The organism is Emticicia aquatilis, assembly GCF_014644295.1.
Lineage (GTDB): Bacteria > Bacteroidota > Bacteroidia > Cytophagales > Spirosomataceae > Emticicia > Emticicia aquatilis.
Window position 1 is genome coordinate 162,943 of the sequence record NZ_BMKK01000003.1, and the last position, 18,996, is coordinate 181,938.

Below are 18,996 nucleotides of genomic sequence, written 5' to 3' on the forward strand. Positions count from 1 at the left end.
TTGTTTATTCGTTAATTTTAAAGTGATAAGGTAATGATTTGTCCTTTTTGAGTGGCAATATCATACAATTTAGTTGCTGCCAAAGTTGGTGCTTTTATGCTGGCTTTTTCGGAAATGATTGGTTTGGCAGTTTCGTTAAGAAAATAAAACGGATTTGAATTCTCGCCTTTTGCCTCTTTTAAAGTTGCTCCATTGGCAAGTTTTAAATCATTAGGTAAACGAAGCCTTAAATTTCCACCAAGCGAAGACTTTACAACCAATTTTATGAGCTTTGAATCTTTCCAGACCATTTCCATTATCTCAAAACCACCTCTGGCTTTTAAGCCACTGATGCTTCCCGAAGGCCACACATCGGGTAGTGCGGGTAATAAATGAATCGCTCCGTCGTCGCTTTGCATGAGCATTTCGGTAATGCCCGAAGTACAACCAAAGTTGCCGTCAATCTGAAATGGTGGGTGAGCATCGAAAAGGTTATTGTAAGTTCCGCCCGCACCACGCTCATTGCCGATTGGTGTAAGCTGATTTTGAATCAATTTATAAGCGTGGTTTCCGTCTTGTAGCTTTGCCCACCAGTTTACTTTCCAGCCCATGCTCCAACCAGTCGAAACATCACCTCGATAAATCAAAGAGTTTTTAGAAGCTTCAAAAAGTTCGGGCGTACGATAAGCCGATATTTGATTAGAAGGATAAAGGCCATACAGATGCGAAATATGGCGGTGCTTGTCATTCGGGTCGTCAATATCGTCGAGCCATTCTTGTAATTGATTATGCTGCCCGATGTGCATGGGTGGAAGCTTGGCTTTCATGATTCTTAAAGTGTCAATAAAAGAAGCATCTTTTTTAAGAATCTGAGCCGCACGAATGGCCGTATTGAATACATCGAATACAATTTGATTATCCATCGTAACGCCCGCATCGAGCGAAGAACCATCATGGGCTGCAGGAGCATTTTCGGGCGAATTGCCAGGGTTTACTACCAACCAATTATTCTTATTTGGGTGAGGAATGAGGAAATCGACATAAAATTGTGCCGCACCTTTTAAGGCGGGATAGGCAGAAGCTAAAAATGCTTTGTCGCCTGTGTAAAGATAATGCTCCCAAAGGTGCTGACTCACCCAACCACCACCTGCCGTCCACATTCCCCAAAAAGCACCGTCAATAGCACCCGTAGCACGCCAAATATCGGTATTGTGGTGGGCCATCCAGCCTCTTGCACCGTACATATCTTTGGCAGTTTGTTGGCCAGTTATCGACAAATCTTTCACCATCTGCAAAAACGGCTCGTGCAATTCCGAAAGGTTTGTTTTTTCGGCTGGCCAGTAGTTCATTTCGGCGTTGATGTTGATGGTATATTTGCTATCCCAAGGTGGACTTAGACGATTGTTCCAGATACCTTGCAAATTGGCGGCTTGTCCACCTGGCTGAGAAGACGATATTAATAGATAACGCCCAAATTGGTAATATAAGGCTACCATTTGAGGGTCGTTGGTATTTCTAAAATTATTTAGACGTTCATCAGTTGGTAATTTAGTTGCATCTGTTGTGCCTAAATCTAATTTTACTCGGTTGAAATATTTTTGATATCCTTTGATGTGTTCGGCTTTCAGATTTGCAAAGGTTTTGCCAAATGCTTTATTCATATAATCTTCGGCACGTTTTTCTTCGTCTCCACTGATATCGTGGTAATTATTAAAGTTTGAAGCAATCGAAATAAAAATTGTAGCGGCAGTTGTTTCACTGATGCTCAATGAAGTATCGGTTTTAGCTATTTTTCCACCTTCTAATTTGATTCGAGTGATACCCTTAAACTCAACCATACCTTTTACCCCATCTTGGTCGCTGGTAGTACCATTGATTTGTAAGTCGAGATTTTTGACCGAAAACTTCTTTATTTTATGTGGAGAACTATAATTTGTTGTGAATGCGAGTGAACCTGCTTTGCTTGCTGTTAATCTCACAACAATTACTCTATCGGCAAACGAAGCGAAAGCTTCACGAGAATAGGTTATACCATTTACAACATAAGAAGTTGTCGAAATGGCTTTTTCAATATCTAATTCACGGTAATAATCGGTGTAGTTTTGGTGTCCTTCAAAACTGAGGTTCAGGTTACCAACTGGCTGAAACATTTGTCCGTGCGATTTTTTGGTGATAATCGCCTTATTGGCCAGTTTTTCGGCTTCTTTATGATTTCCCTCAAAAATCATTTTTCTGATTTCGGGCAGAGCAGCCAAGGCTTCGGGGTTATCATTTCGGTTTGGGCTTCCACTCCAAACTGTATGTTCGTTGAGCTGAATTATTTCTTTTTCAACATTCCCATAAATCATAGCCGCTTGGCGGCCATTACCAATGGGTAGGGCATTTTCCCATTTTGTACCCGATGGCTGTTTGTACCAAAGTTTGAGATTTTGGCTACTTTGGGAATAGCCAAATTGAGTTAATAGTAATAAACAAAAGCTAAATACATGCTTCATAAAAGTAATTGGGTAGGATTGGCGTAATTTTTTATAAATTTAATCAAGTTGAGTAGATGATTCTAAAATTGGTCATATTTTATATTTGAATGATATAATGTGTCAATTTAACACAAATATAAATGGATTTATTTATAAATTTTATACAAAAAAACATAAATTTTGTAGGGCAGATAAAATCTGGACCTTGTTACGAGAAAGTTTTTCAAGAATTTATCATGGTTTTGTCTTTGTAGTCAATTACATCTTTCCAAAAAGCATTGTGTAAGTATATCACAATGCTTTAGAAATAGATATTTTATTTCTTGAAAACTTCTGCACTTGAACTCAGTTTATAAATTTGGCTTTTCCCCGAATTGGCCAACACAAGCAAAGTTTTGGATTTATTTATAAAAATAGCATTCCTTACGTCACTAATCAGATTTAGGCCACTCGTTTCGTAGTTCACTACACTAAATCCTCCCTTGCCATCACCGAGCAAGATAGTGCCTCTTGAAGCATCTTGTCGGCCTTGGTGGGCTTCGTTCGCAAAAAAGTTTCCGCCTAACAACAAATCAATGTTGCCATCGTGGTTGAAATCTTCGGTAATTATCGAAAAGATGGGCGATTGTTGGGCTTGCCACGGAAGTTTAGCTAAATTAAAGTCTCCTTTACCGTTATTGATAGCTATTGATGAAGTTAATTCATAAGCTTCCTTTCTGATAACTCCATCTTTTTCAGTTTCGGAGAATAAATCATCAAAAATCACAGAAGAATAATCTTTATAAGTAGTATATTTTTTTCGGAATGAGTTGATTTGTAGGTTCAGATTCTCTCTTGGATGAATCGGATATAATTTCCCTTTAATGTATTGTCCCATGATTGGGTCAATTCTGCCATTGCTATCGAAATCTTTGGCCAGTAGCGTTACTGGTTCTTGTGCGTTTGCTTGATAAAATGAGTTTTTCCCTTCGTTTCCTAAAACCAAATCAAGTAGGCCATCATTATTTATATCGGCGGCTTGTACTTTATTCCACCATCCTTCGGTGTGTTCTTTTTGCTGAAGCGAAAATTTGCCTCGATTATTTTTTAAGATTGTCAATGGCATCCATTCACCCACAAGCACTAATTCTTTAAAGTTATCCTTGTCAATATCAATCACAACGGCATCGCAAACCATGCCAAGATTTTGCAAAAATGGAGCAACTTGTTGCGTAATATCGGTGAATTTTCCTTTATCGTTTCTAAGTATATAGCTCTTCGGATTTGTAGGATATTGATTGGGAATAATTCTTCCGCCGATAAAAATATCAAGGTCGGCATCATTATCAAAGTCGAAAGTTTCAACGACATGGCTGCTTACATTCAGCTTTGGTAAATCATTGGCGAGAGTAAATTTACCTTTACCGTCGTTTTTCCAAAGCTGGGGTTGAAATGCCTCTGCTGTCTCCATTGGGCGTTCGCATCCACCACCTGCCAAAATCAAATCTTTGTCGCCATCTTGGTCGGCATCAAAAAAGTGAATGGCACCAACTTCAATATACTTACTGGTCGGTATCTCCATTATTTTCTCAAATTTACCTTGCTTGGTTTGGGTATAAATTTGGGTTTCGTTGCCCATGTAAGCCCCACCAATGGCAATGTCTTCCAAACTATCGCCATTAACATCGGCTTTCGTTACGGCTGGACCAAATCTCGAAAGCATCTTGTGCAAAGTGGCCAACTCATTGAAATCATTGAAGTTTGATTCTTTGTGTTCGTAATCAAAAACATTCTCAACAAGCTGAAAAATAGGATTTGTCTTGAAATGCTGCTTTACACGTTCTTTAGCATCAGCATAATTCAAGGTTAGCGTTTTAATTGAATTATCAATATTTACTTTTTTCTGAACCTTGCCGTCGGGCCAAGTCACAATCAAAGAATCAATTCTTTTAGCATTTCCTTTACCAATCACTATGTTTTTTGACATCGAAGAAAGATAACCTCTGACTGGAAAATGCTCGAAATATAGTTGCTCACCATTTATCCAAGCCGAAACCTTCGCACCAATGCCATTGATATTGCTCTTTTGCCCAATGAATTGAATTTTTAGGCTTTGATTTTGGGTTTGTTTTTCAGTATTATTCCTAAAAATCGAAGCTTCACTATCAATATTATTTACAATCAAATCGAGGTCACCGTCGTTATCGAGGTCTGCAACGGCCGAGCCGTTGGCATACGAGAGCTCGTCTAAGCCCCAAGTGTCTGATACATTCTCAAAATCAAGGTTGTTTTTATTTCGATAAGCATAGTTTTTAAGCTGAATTTCGGGTACTTTTTCAAGTAATTTCAAGCGATTTTCCTCCCTTGCTTCATTAGAACCAAACATACCTTGGCTTCTGTAATAGCTGATAAAATCGAGGTCAGTCACATTTTTTCTGTAACCATTGGAAATAAAAATATCTTTTAATCTATCGTTATCGAGGTCACAGAGGAGGGTACTCCAACTCCAGTCAGTTTTGGCGACCCCTGCCAAAAGCCCATTTTCACTAAACTGTGGAATCCCGCCTCGATTTCCCAAATTAACTTGCAGCATATTACGCATATATTGTAGCTGAAAGTTATAAGGAGGCTTTATGCTCATTTCTTTTTTGTCATAATCATGCTTACCGAGCATCTGCTTTTGTCTTTCGTTTTCTTCGGGGAGCATATCAAGCTGAAAAATATCCACTTTCCCATCTTGATTAATATCGGCAGCATCAACACCCATACCCGACATGGCAGTGTGAGGCATGGCTTCTTTCAAAACATTTGTAAAAGTGCCATTGCCGTTATTTTGGTAAAGTACATCGGAGCTTAAAAAATCATTCGAGCAATAAATATCTGGTAAGTTGTCATTATTATAATCAGACACCACAACTCCCAGCCCGAGGCCTTCATAAAGTATGCCTGCTTCTTTTGAAACATCTTTAAAAACGGGATGGCCATCAACAAGACCGTTGTTTTGAAAAAGTTTGCTGGTTGATGGGTGCGAACCATCATCAACCCGTGGTCTTAGATAACTTGGATTTTGGGTATCAGGCGATGTACTCAATAAAAAAACATCGAGGTCTCCGTCGGTATCATAATCAAGAAAAGCGGCTTGGGTAGTATAGCCAGCATCGTCAAGTCCATAAGCAGCGGCTTGTTCTTTAAATGTCGGATTTTTAGTTTTTTGATTGATGAAAAGTAGATTTCGAGTTTCGCTCATAGTCGGATGATATGCTACCGAAATGTATAAATCGTCCCAACCATCATTGTTTATATCTACCACCGAAACCCCATTGCACCATCTATTGGTTGTCAGACCAGCCGTTTTTGTGACTTTCTCAAATTTGAAATTTCCCTTATTTAGATACAATTCACAACTGGCCTGATTTCCTGTAAAAAACACATCTTCGAGACCATCATTGTTGAAATCGCCAATGCCAACACCCCCTCCATTATAGAAATTTGTGAATGTAAAAGCATTCAATTTTTCATTGGCTTTTAGAGAGTTTATGAAATCAATATTTGTGGCTGAACTCGACACTTTTTCAAACAGTTTGTCAGACTTATGGCCACAGCCAGACAAAAACGCAATCAGAATCGAGATGGTTAAAAGGAATTTCATTGTTATATAAATTGAAATAGATTGTGATTTAAATTAATTATTTCAAGAAAAAGTTCGCCTAATGTCAAAATAGTATTATTTAATAAAAAAAAAGTAACATTTTCTTTTTTTGAAAACTATTATGTGTACATTTGACACGTATTTATTTGTGTTACAATGACACAATATAAAATAAAAGAACTTTATGTTACAAATTCTATAATTTAAATTTCAACTTTTTTCAAAATGAAAAACAACAATTACAATTCAATCCATTATCAAGATGACTCTCTAAGGTTGAGAAGTCTATTACTGGTTTTAGCATTGTCTCTGTTTTCTTTTGGAACATTAATGGCACAAGTCAGAGGTGTAGTCAAGAACGAAAATGGAGAAGCATTTCAAGGTGTGAACGTAGCGGTCAAGGGGGCAAACAAAGGTACCATAACAGATGCCTCTGGTCGATACGAATTATCAGTATCGCAAGAGAATGTTTTAGTATTTAGCTTTTTAGGTTATAAGCCTATTGAAAAAAAAGTTGGAAATCAGAAAGAAATAAACGTTTCGTTAGAACTTGATGAAGGCCTCATGGACGAAGTTATAGTTGTGGGTTATGGTACACAAAAGAAAACTTCTTTAACAGGTGCGATATCTTCAATTACTAATAAAGATTTGGTAACGCAACCTGTTATCAGTGCTACACAAGCCATGCAGGGTCGTGTTGCAGGGGTACAGGTTGTAAACAGCAGTAGCCCAGGAACAGAACCAACAGTTCGTATCAGAGGTATTGGCTCAATCAGTATCAGCTCGAATCCATTATATGTAATAGATGGAGTACCTGGTGGTGGTTTGAATACGATTGCACCAAACGATATTGAATCTATTGAAGTATTGAAAGATGCAAGTGCATCGGCCATTTATGGTTCAAGAGCTGCAAATGGTGTTGTGTTGATTACAACTAAAAAAGGAAAAGCTGGAAAACTTAACATTACGGTCGATTCGTACATCGGTACACAACAAGTATGGAAAACGCTTGATTTATTGAATAGTGCCGAATACATTAAATACGGTACTGCCTTATTGACGGCTTCTGGACAGGCTGTTCCAGGACGCTTTTCAAACATGAACACACCTATTTACCCAGGTGCAACCACTACTTTTGCACAAACCGAAACCGATTGGCAAGATGTAATGTTTAGAAATGGCCCAATTCATAACAACCAAATTGGTATTTCGGGTGGTACTGATAAATCGAAATTCTATTTGTCAATTGGTAATTTCAAGCAAAATGGTGTGCTTCCGTTTACTGAATATGGTCGTAGAAGTATCCGTTTGAACACAGACCACAGCATTGGTAAATATATTTCGATTGGCCAAACAATGATGGTGTCGAACGATACTCGTATCGGTGAAGGAAGTGCTGGTGGTAGAAGTTTGGTGATGAATATCATGCGTATGACTCCATACTGGCCAGTAAATGACCCAACTAAAATTGGTGGTTTCAGTACAACAGCACAGGGTTTGGATGCAACTGACCCAGAAAACCCAATGCGTATCGTAAATCAAGAGCAAAAAGACAACATCAACCGCTCTTACAAAGTATTAGGAACATTATATGCTGAAATCAAATTTACCAATTGGTTGAAATATAAATTTACAATGGGTGGAGACTATGCCAGCAATATCAACAGCACTTTTTCTCCAATTTATGATGATGGAAACCGTAGCCGTCCGACTGCTTCTCTTGGCCAAAGCAGAGGTCAATACTTCTCTTCTGTATTTACTAATCAATTAAGTTTCGATAAATCATTTGGAAGACATTCGATTAGTGCAACAGCAGTTGCTGAAAAACAAGATGCCCAATTCAAGTCGATTAGTATTTCTGGACAACGTCCTGATAACAATATCAAGGAAGTGCAAGGTGCATCAAATATATCAGGAACAACTTCTACCACCGAAAGCTCACTTATTTCTTACATCGGTCGTGTAAATTATGAATTTGCAAGCAGATATTTATTGAGTGGTTCGATTCGCCGTGATGGTTCTTCAAAATTTGCACCTGGCAAGAAATGGGGTACATTTCCTTCGGTTTCGGCTGGTTGGAGAATTAGCGAAGAATCTTTCATGAAAGATTTACAAGCAATTTCTGAATTGAAACTGAGAGCCAGCTACGGTGTAACAGGAAATAACTCGATTGGTGATTATGACTGGCAACCATTGATTTCTGCAAATAATACTAATTACTCGTTTGGTAATGCTTCTCAATTAGGTTCATATTTCAATGGTCTTGGTAATACAGGATTGAGCTGGGAAGAAACAATCATGAAAAACATCGGATTAGACCTTTCATTGTTCAATAATAAAATTACCTTAACTACTGAAGTTTACGAACGTAAAACTGATGGTCTATTGCTTTCTGTGCCGCTTCCTCAATCATTGGGTTATTCAAGCAGCCCATTGGCTAACGTTGGAAGTATGCAAAACAGAGGATTTGAGTTATCGCTTGGTTATCGTTTGGATAAAAATGATTTGAAATCTACTATCACTGGTACATTCGATTTAGTTAGAAATAAAGTATTGAGTTTGGCTACACCAAACGCTACAATCAATGCTGGTGCTGGTGCTGACTTCGGTGGATTTGACATCGTTCGTACAGAAGCAGGACAACCTTTCCGTTCATTCTACGGCTGGAAAGTAGCGGGTATCTTCCAAAGTGAAGCTGAGATTTCGGCAGCCAATGCAATTGATGGTGACCCTAAATCACTTTACCAAACATCTAACACAAGACCTGGTGATATTAAGTTTGTAGATTTGAATGGAGACGGAAAAATTGACGCAAATGATAGAACTTATTTGGGTAGTTATCTTCCAAAATTCTCTTATGGATTAAATTATGCAGGTACTTATAAAAACTTTGACTTTGCAGTATTTTTCCAAGGTGTTTATGGCAATAAAATTTATAATGGAACAAAAGTTATCGGACAAGGTATGTTGAGATTATTCAATGCTACAACTGATGTATTGAATGCTTGGACTCCAACCAACACAAATACTGATGTACCTCGTGCAGTAAGTGGTGACCCGAGCCAAAATACCAGAACTTCTGACAGATTCCTTGATAATGGTTCATATTTAAGATTGAAAAACTTGACGATTGGTTACACATTACCTTCAAATAAATTGTCGAAAATTACTAATAATGTATTAACAAAAGCAAGAATTTATGTGACAAGCCAAAACTTGCTTACCATAACTAAGTATTCGGGTTATGACCCTGAAATTAATGGAGGAATTGATACTGGAACCTACCCACAAGCTCGTACAATGACTATTGGCTTAAACCTTGGCTTGAATTAATAACCTTAATAACGATTAAAAATGAAAAAAATATTATTACTCACAGGAATAATCGGACTCTCAACTATTCTGAGCTGCGACGATTCAGATTTAGATAAAGTAAATCCAAATGGTGTAACGTTTGATACCTACTTCACAAACGATGGTGAACTGACTGCTGGTATTAACTCTGCTTATGCTTTATTACAAGGTTTTGGTCTTGGTGCCAGAGAGTGGTTTTTTGTGCATGATTTAAGAGGTGATGAAATGGCTACTGGTGGTGGCCAGCTCGAAGCTCCTCGTAATCAATTACTTATTGGTGCTAATGATGCGGGTAATTCTGTTTCAAATGATTGTTACACTGGTTGGTTTAGAGTGGTTCACCGCTCAAACGTGGTGATTGAAAGTGCGGCTAAAACAACCGCTTCTTTTACAGCAACTACAAAAAACCGCATTGTGGGAGAAGCAAAATTCTTGCGTGCATTGGCTTATTACGAATTAGGCACTGTATGGGGTGGTGTGCCTTTATACACTGAATACGTAAAATCTGTTGACGGTGCAAAACCAAGAGCAACTCAGCAAGAAGTTTATAAACAAGTACTTGACGATTTAAAGGCGGCTGAAGGTGCTTTGCCAGATTCTTATCCAGCAAGCGAAGCAGGTAGAGCAACAAAAGCTGCTGCTCAAATGTTAATGGCTCGCACGTACTTACAACAAGGCGACTACGCCAGTGCAAAAACTGAACTGGAAAAAATTGTAAGTTCGGGTCGATACAAAATTGTAGATAACTACCTTGATTTGACTAACGAAGAAGGCGAATTTAATGCAGAGTCAATCTTTGAAATCGTATTCTCTCCTTCAAACGGTGCATTCAACTGGAGTGGACCAGATGGTGATGGTAATAGTGCCCAAGAGGAATGTATCAGAACGCAAGAGTACTCGCCGATTGGTTGGAGAAACCTAATTCCATCTAATAAAATGTTGGATAACTACGAAAGAACTACCAAAGGAGATACAAAAAATGACCCTCGTTTTGATATGTCTTTCTGGAAAACTGGTGATACTTTCAATAACGGAAAAGATGTATTGAAAGATGATGCGGTTCAAGGAAATTTATCTAAACTTGATGGCAAAGACTTGAAAATTAGCTGGAGAAAATACTCAATTCTTTACAAATCGAATGCAGGTTTTGCATCAAGCGGAATCAATATGCGTGTGATGCGTTATGCCGATGTACTTTTATTGCTTGCTGAATGTGAAAACGAGCTGGGCAATTCGGCAAGAGCGATTACTTTGATGAATCAAGTTAGAGCCAGAAAATCGGTAGATATGCCTCCGTATCCTACCAAAAACTACCCATGTGATTCAAAAGCAAAAGTATTTGAAGCTCTCCAACATGAGCGTTTTGTAGAGTTAGCTGCCGAACAAGTGCGTAATTTTGACCTTCTCAGATGGAGAAAGAACAAAAAGCAAACTACTGAACCAATTTCGTATTTTACGGCGAATAAGCACGAATTATTGCCACTTCCTCAAGCAGAAATTGACAATAATCCGAAAATTGACCAAAAAGACCAAAACCCTGGTTATTAATCGCTATTCATAAGATAAAGTTGTCGCAAAAGTTAATTCATAAAACCTTTTGCGGCAGCTTTAATCTAATCGAAAATATTCTTGAAGAAGCTATTATCAACAACATTATGACTATATTCACCTTGCAAAACTTTTCAATAAAAGCCTTTATCCATAACGACTAAAAATATTTCTGAAAGTATTAATCAACAGTAAATTATATCAACTAAAAAAAGCTCATCAATGAAAAGAGTTCTAATGCTCATCAGCTTTATAATGATTAGGTTTAATGCACATGCCCAAGACCCTAATTTTCACATCTATCTCTGCATTGGCCAGTCAAATATGGAAGGTGCAGCACGTATCGAAGCACAAGATACTGTCAATCTCGACAGTCGTTTCAAAGTCTTGGAAGCATTAGATTGCTCAAAACTCAACCGCCAAAAAGGGCAATGGTACACCGCCAAACCACCACTCTGCCGTTGTGATACTCGCCTTTCTCCAGCCGATTATTTTGGTAGAACAATGATTCAAAGTATGCCACAAAATCAAACATTAGGCTTGGTTCATGTAGCAGTTGCAGGAAGTAAAATAGAAATTTTTGATAAAGTAAAATATAAAGCTTATCTCGATTCTTCGGCGAAAGAAAGACCGTGGATGATAAATATGGCGAATTCTTACGGTGGAAACCCTTATGAAAGATTGATTGAAATGGCAAAAGTTGCCCAAAAATCGGGTGTAATCAAAGGAATTTTGCTTCATCAAGGAGAATCGAACACAGGAGATAAAACTTGGCCAACCCAAGTGAAAAAGATATATGATGATATTTTGGCTGATTTGGGCATGGCTCCAAACTCAATTCCATTGCTGGCAGGTGAATTAGTAGCTGCCGAGCAAGGCGGTAAATGTGCCAGCCACAATGCTATTATTGCTACGCTTCCACAAGCTATTCCAAAAGCTGTGGTGGTTTCATCAGCTGGTCTGACTGCTGCCAAAGATGGTTTGCATTTCGACTCGGCAGGGGTTCGTGAGTTTGGCAAACGCTATGCTGAAGCATTGATGCAATATTCAAAAAAATAAAAATGCCGTGCTATTGTCTGTGTCTCCACAGACAATTCACACTGCAAACAAAATATATTTAATTCAACCCTACAATGAAAAGTAAATTCCTCTTAATAACCGCCCTTTTGTGTGGATTTTCCGCCTTTTCACAAGATAAAATCACATTGTATCCCAATGGTGTACCAAATTCCAAGCCAACAACCATTACTGAAACGGGGGCTGAGCGTGGCTTATATAAAGGAATCACCAATCCAACACTCGAATACATCAAGCCCGAAAAACCGAATGGAACGGCCGTAGTCGTAATTGCGGGTGGAGGCTACGGTGTAATCGTGTACAATGGAGAAGGACTGGGAACTGCCAAAAGTTTGGCTGAAAAAGGAATTTCTGCATTTGTGTTGAAATACCGCTTGCCAAGCGACGAAATCATGCCAGATAAGAAAATCGGGCCATTACAAGATGTGCAGCAATCAATTAAATATTTGAGAGAAAATGCTGAAAAATATGGTATTGATAAAAATAAAATTGGTGTAATGGGTTTTAGTGCTGGTGGACATTTAGCCAGTACGGCAGCCACGCATTTTGAAAAACCATATATCGAAAACCCACAAAATACCAATCTCCGTCCTGACTTTCAGATTCTTGTTTATCCTGTAATTTCGATGCAAGATGCACTTACACACGGCGGCTCTCGTGATGCCTTGATTGGCAAAAATCCTTCTCAAGAAGATAAAGATTTATTTTCTAATGATTTACAAGTAAAGGCCAATACACCAATCACTTGGCTTACTCACGCTGCCGATGATAAAGTAGTTGATGTTGATAACAGCATTCAATATTTTGAAAAATTGCGTAAAAACAAAGTCGAAGTTGAAATGCACGTTTTCCCGAAAGGTGACCACGGATTTATTTTCCGCCAAAAGGGTTGGATAGACCCACTTTTCGATTGGATGAAGCGAAATAACTTATTGTAAATCAGATAATTATGAAAAAGATTTTAAGCATAAAATACTTGGTGTTTTTTCTTATACCTTGCTTGAATTTTGCCCAGATAAGCGGTACAGTTAAGGTAAAAGAAGGATTGATTCAAGGGACGGTCGAAAATGGACTTGCAGTTTTCAAAGGCATTCCGTTTGTGGCTCCACCTGTTGGTGAATTACGTTGGAAGGCACCGCAGCCTGCTCAAAGCTGGTCGGGAGTGAAAGAAACTACCAAATTTGCACCTGCACCATATCAAGGTGGGAATCCACCAGCGGGCAAAAGCGAAGATTGTTTGTACTTAAATGTTTGGTCGCCAGCCAAAACAGCCAATGAAAATCTTCCAGTGTTGGTATGGATTTATGGCGGAGGATTTGCCTTTGGTTCTGCCTCTGAGCCAGTCTATAATGGCGAAAAATTAGCAAAAAAAGGTGTGATTTTAGTAAGTATCGCCTACCGAGTTGGGCAATTGGGCTTTTGGGCTCACCCCGAACTCAGTGCCGAAACCGCCCAAAAAACTTCGGGTAATTATGGACTTCTGGACATGATAGCTGGCTTGAAATGGGTAAAAGAAAACATCAAGCAATTTGGAGGAAACCCAAATAAAGTAACCATTTTTGGTGAATCAGCAGGTGGAATTGCCGTAAGTATGCTTTGTGCTTCACCTTTGGCTAAAGGACTCTTTCACGGAGCTATTTCGCAAAGTGGTGGTTCTTTCGGACCAAACAGAACTACTACTTACCCAGGTGAAAATATGAAATTATTATCTTTAGCAGAAAGCCAAGGTGTAGAATTCATGAAAAAGGCAGGAGCAAATTCTTTGGCTGAAATGAGAGCAATTCCAGCCGAAAAACTGCCAGGCGGATTCGGAATGCCAGGTGGCTGGCCGATTGTGGATGGTTATGTGATTCCTGATGACCAATACATTTTGTATGAAAAAGGGAAATACAACCATACCCCAGTTCTAATCGGGTATAATTCTGACGAAGGAGCAAGTTTTCAACCTCCTAAAACACCCAAAGATTATATCGAAGGCACTCAAAAACGCTATGGCAAATTTGCTGAAAGTTTGATAAAAGCCTATCCCGTTGGCGAAAACAGTGTGCCGAAAACTGCCCGTGACCTCGCTCGTGATGCGGCTTTTGGCTGGCAAACATGGGCTTGGGCAAATCTGCAAGCTAAAACATCGAAAGAAAAAGTATTCTATTATTATCTCGACCAACACCCAGAGCATCCAGCAGGTTCGCCAAAATATGGCTACGGCTCACCTCATGGACAAGATGTGGCCTTTGTGTTTGGCAATCTCAATCCTGCCGACCAAAATCGTACTCCGACCGACGAAGCCGTTTCTGAAACCATCATGACATATTGGACAAACTTTGCAAAATATGGTCATCCAAATGGCGGTGCTGTGCCTAAATGGGCGGCATTTACACCCAGTAAACCTGCGGTGATGTATTTCAACCAAAAAGCCTACATGGGGCCAGTTCCGAGCGAAGATGCCATGAAAGTTTTAGATAAATATTTTGAATGGCGAAGAACACCCGAAGGGAAAGAATGGGCTAAGTAATTAATAATCAATATGAAAAAAACGCTTATTATCTTATTGCTGTCATCAATCACCTGCTCATTTGCACAAAATGTAGCACCAAAACCTTTTGGCCCAGTTCCTACAGCCAACCAATTAGGGTGGCAAAAAATGGAGTATTATGCCTTTATTCATTTTTCGATAAATACCTATACAGACATGGCTTGGGGTTATGGTAATGAAGACCCTAAGCTGTTTAATCCAACTAAATTAGATTGTCGGCAATGGGCCAAAATCTGTAAAGAAGCTGGAATGAAGGGCATTATTTTCACTGCAAAACATCATAGTGGTTTTTGTCTGTGGCCATCAAAATATACTGATTATTCAGTCAAAAATGCACCTTGGAAAAATGGCAAGGGAGATGTTGTAAAAGAAATGTCTGAAGCATGTAAAGAATATGGATTAAAATTTGGAGTTTATCTTTCTCCATGGGATAGAAATCATCCTGATTATGGCAAACCAGAATACATTACTTATTTCAGAAATCAACTAACAGAATTACTTACAAACTATGGTGACATTTTTGAAGTTTGGTTCGACGGTGCTAATGGTGGAAATGGCTATTATGGCGGTGCGAATGAAACCCGAAAAATTGATGCAAAAACCTATTATGATTGGCTGAATACCTACAAATTGGTTCGTAAACTTCAACCTAATATTGTGATTTGGAATGATGGCGGCGACCGAGCCGATTTACGTTGGGTAGGGACAGAGGCTGGTTATGTGGGCGAAACCAACTGGAGCTTATTAAATGCAACTGGTGATGTGCCAGAAGATATGCTTAGACATGGCGTTGAAGACGGAAATGCTTGGGTTCCTGGAGAAGTGAATACCTCTATTCGTCCAGAATGGTTTTATCATGAACGAGAAGATAGAAAGGTAAAAACTTTACCGCAATTATTGGATGTATATTATCATTCGGTCGGAAGAAATGCTACTATGTTGCTCAACTTTCCGATTATGCCAAACGGACTAATTCATGAAAAAGATGAAAAGGCTATACAAGAATTGACCAAAACCCTAAAAGAAACATTTAAGCAAAATCTTGCAAAAAATGCCATCGCCTCCGCCAATCAAACCAGAGGAACAAAAGAGCTATTCTCTGCAAATAGAGTTTTAGACAATAGTGGTGATACTTATTGGGCCACTAACGATGATGTAAAAGCAGCATCGCTCACTTTAGACTTTGGAAAAACAACCTCATTCAACCGATTTTTAGTTCAAGAACCTATTCAACTTGGGCAGCGTGTAAAATCATTCACTTTGGAAGCATTCGTAAAAGAAAAATGGATTGAAATAGCTAAAGAAACTACCATTGGCTATAAAAGAATTTTACGTTTTCCCACTGTAGAGGCTACAAAAATACGACTCAATATTTTAGATGCTAAAAGTTGCCCACTCATCTCAAATATTGAAGTTTATAAAGCTCCGATTATTCTTACACCACCCACAATTATTCGAGATAAAGAAGGTTTAGTAAGTTTTGTTTCGGGAGATAAAGAATCTGAAATTTACTATACACTAAATGGTAGTCAACCTACTGCCAAGTCAGAAAAATACACTTCACCCTTCAAAACCAGTGATGGGAAAGTAGATGTTAAGGTTATTTCTTATAATCCATTCACAAAGCAATCAAGTATTGTAAATGAGGAATCCTTCGATGTTTCACGTAAGTCTTGGAAAGTAATAAGCACCGATGACCAAAATGCCAATAAATTATTAGATGGCAATGCTGGTACATCATGGCATCAAAAAAGAGTCCAATCAATATCTCCCGAACTTGTGATTGATTTGGGTAAAACAGAAACCCTACAAGGTTTTCGCTATTTACCAGCACAAAACTGGTGGGAAGAGGGGAGTATTATTACAAATTTTCAATTTTGGGTGTCAAAGGATGGGGCGAAGTGGAAGCTTGTAAGCGAAGGAGAATTTTCAAATATCAAGAACAATCCTTTCTGGCAAGTGAAAAGCTTTGAGCCGGTAGTTGCCAAATATATAAAATTTACTGCATTAAAAACCGCACAGGAAAGTTCTGCTCCAGGTTATGCGGAGTTAGATATAATCACCTCTAAATAAACTATTAATAACGATGAATTCACTAAAAAATATTACTATTCTGATAATAATGTCTGTGGGTGGAGGATGTATAGCCCAACCAACTCCACGCCCAAATGTGGTTTCGCCAGAAGTACATGCCGATAATAGCGTAACCTTCCGATTTTATGCCCCAAAGGCTAACGATGTAAAGTTGAACGGCCAGTTTGAGAAAGCTGCTTTGACAATGACCAAAGACCAACAAGGTGTTTGGTCGGTGAAAACTTCGCCCATCAAGCCAGATATGTACCCGTATTCATTTTCGGTAGATGGCGTTTCGGTAGCTGACCCAAATAATACAGCTATTTTCCCTAACGAGGGTTTTCAAAATAGTGTAGTTGAAGTCACGGGCAGCACGCCTCTGGTGCATACTTTACAAAATGTTCCGCACGGAACGGTTTCTTATCGCTACTATCAGTCGCCCGAACTCGGAACTCGTCCAGTAGTTATTTACACACCACAGGGCTACGAAACTAATCCAAAAGCCTCATATCCAGTGCTTTATTTGCTTCATGGCACAACCGATACGGAAGAAACTTGGACAAAAGTAGGTCGTGCGAATATCATTCTTGATAACCTCATTGCACAGGGTAAAGCCAAGCCCATGATTATCGTGATGCCTTACGGAAGAGCCTATCCAGTTATTTCAAAATCGTCGGGTAGCTTGCGAAACTGGGATAATCTTCAAGAATTCAAAAAAGACTTTTTCGGAAATCTGATGCCTTTCGTTGAGAAAAATTACCGCACTATCAATAACAAAGACAACCGAGCCATTGCTGGTTTTTCGGGTGGTGGTGGTACTACCATGTACTTTGGTTTCAATAATTCCGACAAATTCGCCTACGTATGCGGATTTGCCCCAGGAATGCTCAAAAACGAATTTGACCGCAACAACGAGGCTGCCTTCAAAGACCCCGCAAAAACTGATAAAAATCTCAAATTACTTTGGATTGGTGTAGGTAAAGAAGACCCACTTTACACTGTTAATCAAGAGTTTATGCAAGTGCTTGACCAAAAGAAAATTAAATACGAAAGCCTCTTTACCGAAGGTGGTCACACTTGGATGAATGTGAAGCATTATTTGAGTGTGGTTGCTCCCAAACTTTTTAAATAACTATCAATTTCTATTAATCTTAAAATTATGAAAACAAAATCGACTTTTTTAGTGTGCTGCATAATTGCCCTACTGGGAATTCCCAGTTTTGTACATGGGCAACCTCCACGTGGCCCATTTGTGATTTCGCCCAAAGTTAATCCCGATAAAACCGTTACTTTTTCATATTTAGCACCCAATGCAACTACTGTTTTGCTCGATGGAAATCAGTTTGGTTCGGCAAATGTACCCATGACCAAAAATGCCGAAGGCGTTTGGTCGGTAACTGTTGGGCCAGTGAAACCCGATATTTATCCCTATGGTTTCAAAGTTGATGGTACAACTGTCATGGACCCTGCCAATGTAGCGTTTTTTCCTAACGAGCGTTTTAAAGCAAGTTTAGTAGAAATTCCTTCTGATTCGCCAGCCATTTATGCTTTACAAAACGTACCTCATGGCTCAATCACTTATGATTATTACCCATCGGTAGAAAATTCTACCGGTACGATTGTGGTTTATACACCACCGGGTTATAACAAAGAAACTGCTAAAAAATACCCAGTTTATTACCTAATCAGTGGTACAACCGATACCGAAGAGACTTTCTGGAAAGTAGGAAAAGTAAACTTAATGCTCGATAATATGATTGCCCAAGGCAAAGCAAAATCAATGATTGTGGTAATGCCTTATGGAAATCCACTGGCAAAAATTGCTGAACAAACGGGTAAAGATAAACCTTCGGATGTAATGAATCGTGATGGAGATGATGCCCTCAAACGTATGAAATTGTTTGAAACAGACCTCATTACGAAAGTTATTCCTTACGTTGAGAAAAACTACCGCACTATCAACAATCGTGATAATCGTGCTATCGGTGGTTTCTCTCGTGGTGGTGGTCAAACGCTCCGTGCGGCCTTCAATAATGTCGATAAATTTGCTTACGTATGTAGCTATGCGTCATACATTTCACCTGCTGAGATGAATAAGAGTTTCACGAATATTACAGCTGACCCAGCCAAAACAAACAAAGACTTCAAACTTTTATGGTCGGGTATTGGTACAGAAGATTTCTTGTATAAAGGCACAACTGAGTGGGAGGCATATTTGAAAGATAAGAAAATTAACGTGAAGACTTACGCCATTCCAGGTGGACATACTTGGATGAATGTAAAAAGTTATCTCAATGAAACTTTACCAATTTTGTTTAAATAACGCA

Annotated in this window: 10 protein-coding genes; 8 read left to right on the forward strand and 2 right to left on the reverse strand. The window is 38.9% G+C overall.

Annotated features, from left to right (window positions below; genetic code table 11):
• Positions 1-17: 17 nt before the first annotated feature.
• Together IEX65_RS08030 and IEX65_RS08035 are read right to left on the reverse strand one after the other, a co-directional pair.
• Positions 18-2,474 (reverse strand): glycoside hydrolase family 95 protein, encoded by a 2,457-nt coding sequence (locus tag IEX65_RS08030; RefSeq protein ID WP_188765527.1) that lies wholly within the window; start codon positions 2,472-2,474, stop codon positions 18-20.
• A gap of 298 nt (positions 2,475-2,772) precedes the next feature.
• Positions 2,773-6,084 carry a VCBS repeat-containing protein gene (locus tag IEX65_RS08035; RefSeq protein ID WP_188765528.1) on the reverse strand — a complete coding sequence of 1,104 codons (3,312 nt, stop codon included), beginning with the start codon at positions 6,082-6,084 and terminating at the stop codon, positions 2,773-2,775.
• 225 nt (positions 6,085-6,309) lie between these two features.
• Between IEX65_RS08035 and IEX65_RS08040 the strand changes: the two genes are divergently transcribed.
• The 8 genes from IEX65_RS08040 (at position 6,310) to IEX65_RS08075 (ending at position 18,992) form a co-directional block, all read left to right on the forward strand.
• Positions 6,310-9,417: a SusC/RagA family TonB-linked outer membrane protein gene (locus IEX65_RS08040; RefSeq protein ID WP_188765529.1), complete on the forward strand. Its 3,108-nt coding sequence runs from the start codon at positions 6,310-6,312 to the stop codon at positions 9,415-9,417.
• A gap of 21 nt (positions 9,418-9,438) precedes the next feature.
• Positions 9,439-10,986, forward strand: coding sequence for a RagB/SusD family nutrient uptake outer membrane protein (locus IEX65_RS08045; protein ID WP_188765530.1), 1,548 nt, complete (start codon positions 9,439-9,441; stop codon positions 10,984-10,986).
• A gap of 222 nt (positions 10,987-11,208) precedes the next feature.
• Positions 11,209-12,045: a sialate O-acetylesterase gene (locus tag IEX65_RS08050; protein WP_188765531.1), complete on the forward strand. Its 837-nt coding sequence runs from the start codon at positions 11,209-11,211 to the stop codon at positions 12,043-12,045.
• Between the two features lie 74 nt (positions 12,046-12,119).
• Positions 12,120-13,001, forward strand: a complete 882-nt coding sequence (locus tag IEX65_RS08055) for an alpha/beta hydrolase (RefSeq protein WP_188765532.1) — start codon at positions 12,120-12,122, stop codon at positions 12,999-13,001.
• 11 nt (positions 13,002-13,012) lie between these two features.
• A complete protein-coding gene (locus IEX65_RS08060; RefSeq protein WP_188765533.1) occupies positions 13,013-14,575 on the forward strand; it encodes a carboxylesterase/lipase family protein in 1,563 nt (520 codons plus the stop codon).
• Between the two features lie 12 nt (positions 14,576-14,587).
• Positions 14,588-16,669, forward strand: coding sequence for an alpha-L-fucosidase (locus tag IEX65_RS08065; RefSeq protein WP_374757855.1), 2,082 nt, complete (start codon positions 14,588-14,590; stop codon positions 16,667-16,669).
• A gap of 13 nt (positions 16,670-16,682) precedes the next feature.
• Entirely contained in the window at positions 16,683-17,801 is a 1,119-nt protein-coding gene (locus IEX65_RS08070) for an esterase (RefSeq protein ID WP_188765534.1), read from the forward strand.
• A gap of 27 nt (positions 17,802-17,828) precedes the next feature.
• On the forward strand, positions 17,829-18,992 hold the full coding sequence (locus IEX65_RS08075; protein ID WP_188765535.1) for an esterase: 1,164 nt from the start codon (positions 17,829-17,831) through the stop codon (positions 18,990-18,992).
• Positions 18,993-18,996: the final 4 nt, after the last annotated feature.

What these genes read in the sequence shown, in the direction of transcription:
- IEX65_RS08065 (WP_374757855.1), top strand. Translation starts at nt 14,588, where the DNA reads ATGAAAAAAACGCTTATTATCTTATTGCTGTCATCAATCACCTGCTCA.
- IEX65_RS08075 (WP_188765535.1), top strand. Translation starts at nt 17,829, where the DNA reads ATGAAAACAAAATCGACTTTTTTAGTGTGCTGCATAATTGCCCTACTG.
- IEX65_RS08045 (WP_188765530.1), top strand. Translation starts at nt 9,439, where the DNA reads ATGAAAAAAATATTATTACTCACAGGAATAATCGGACTCTCAACTATT.
- IEX65_RS08060 (WP_188765533.1), top strand. Translation starts at nt 13,013, where the DNA reads ATGAAAAAGATTTTAAGCATAAAATACTTGGTGTTTTTTCTTATACCT.
- IEX65_RS08040 (WP_188765529.1), top strand. Translation starts at nt 6,310, where the DNA reads ATGAAAAACAACAATTACAATTCAATCCATTATCAAGATGACTCTCTA.
- IEX65_RS08030 (WP_188765527.1), bottom strand. Translation starts at nt 2,474, where the DNA reads ATGAAGCATGTATTTAGCTTTTGTTTATTACTATTAACTCAATTTGGC.
- IEX65_RS08050 (WP_188765531.1), top strand. Translation starts at nt 11,209, where the DNA reads ATGAAAAGAGTTCTAATGCTCATCAGCTTTATAATGATTAGGTTTAAT.
- IEX65_RS08070 (WP_188765534.1), top strand. Translation starts at nt 16,683, where the DNA reads ATGAATTCACTAAAAAATATTACTATTCTGATAATAATGTCTGTGGGT.
- IEX65_RS08055 (WP_188765532.1), top strand. Translation starts at nt 12,120, where the DNA reads ATGAAAAGTAAATTCCTCTTAATAACCGCCCTTTTGTGTGGATTTTCC.
- IEX65_RS08035 (WP_188765528.1), bottom strand. Translation starts at nt 6,084, where the DNA reads ATGAAATTCCTTTTAACCATCTCGATTCTGATTGCGTTTTTGTCTGGC.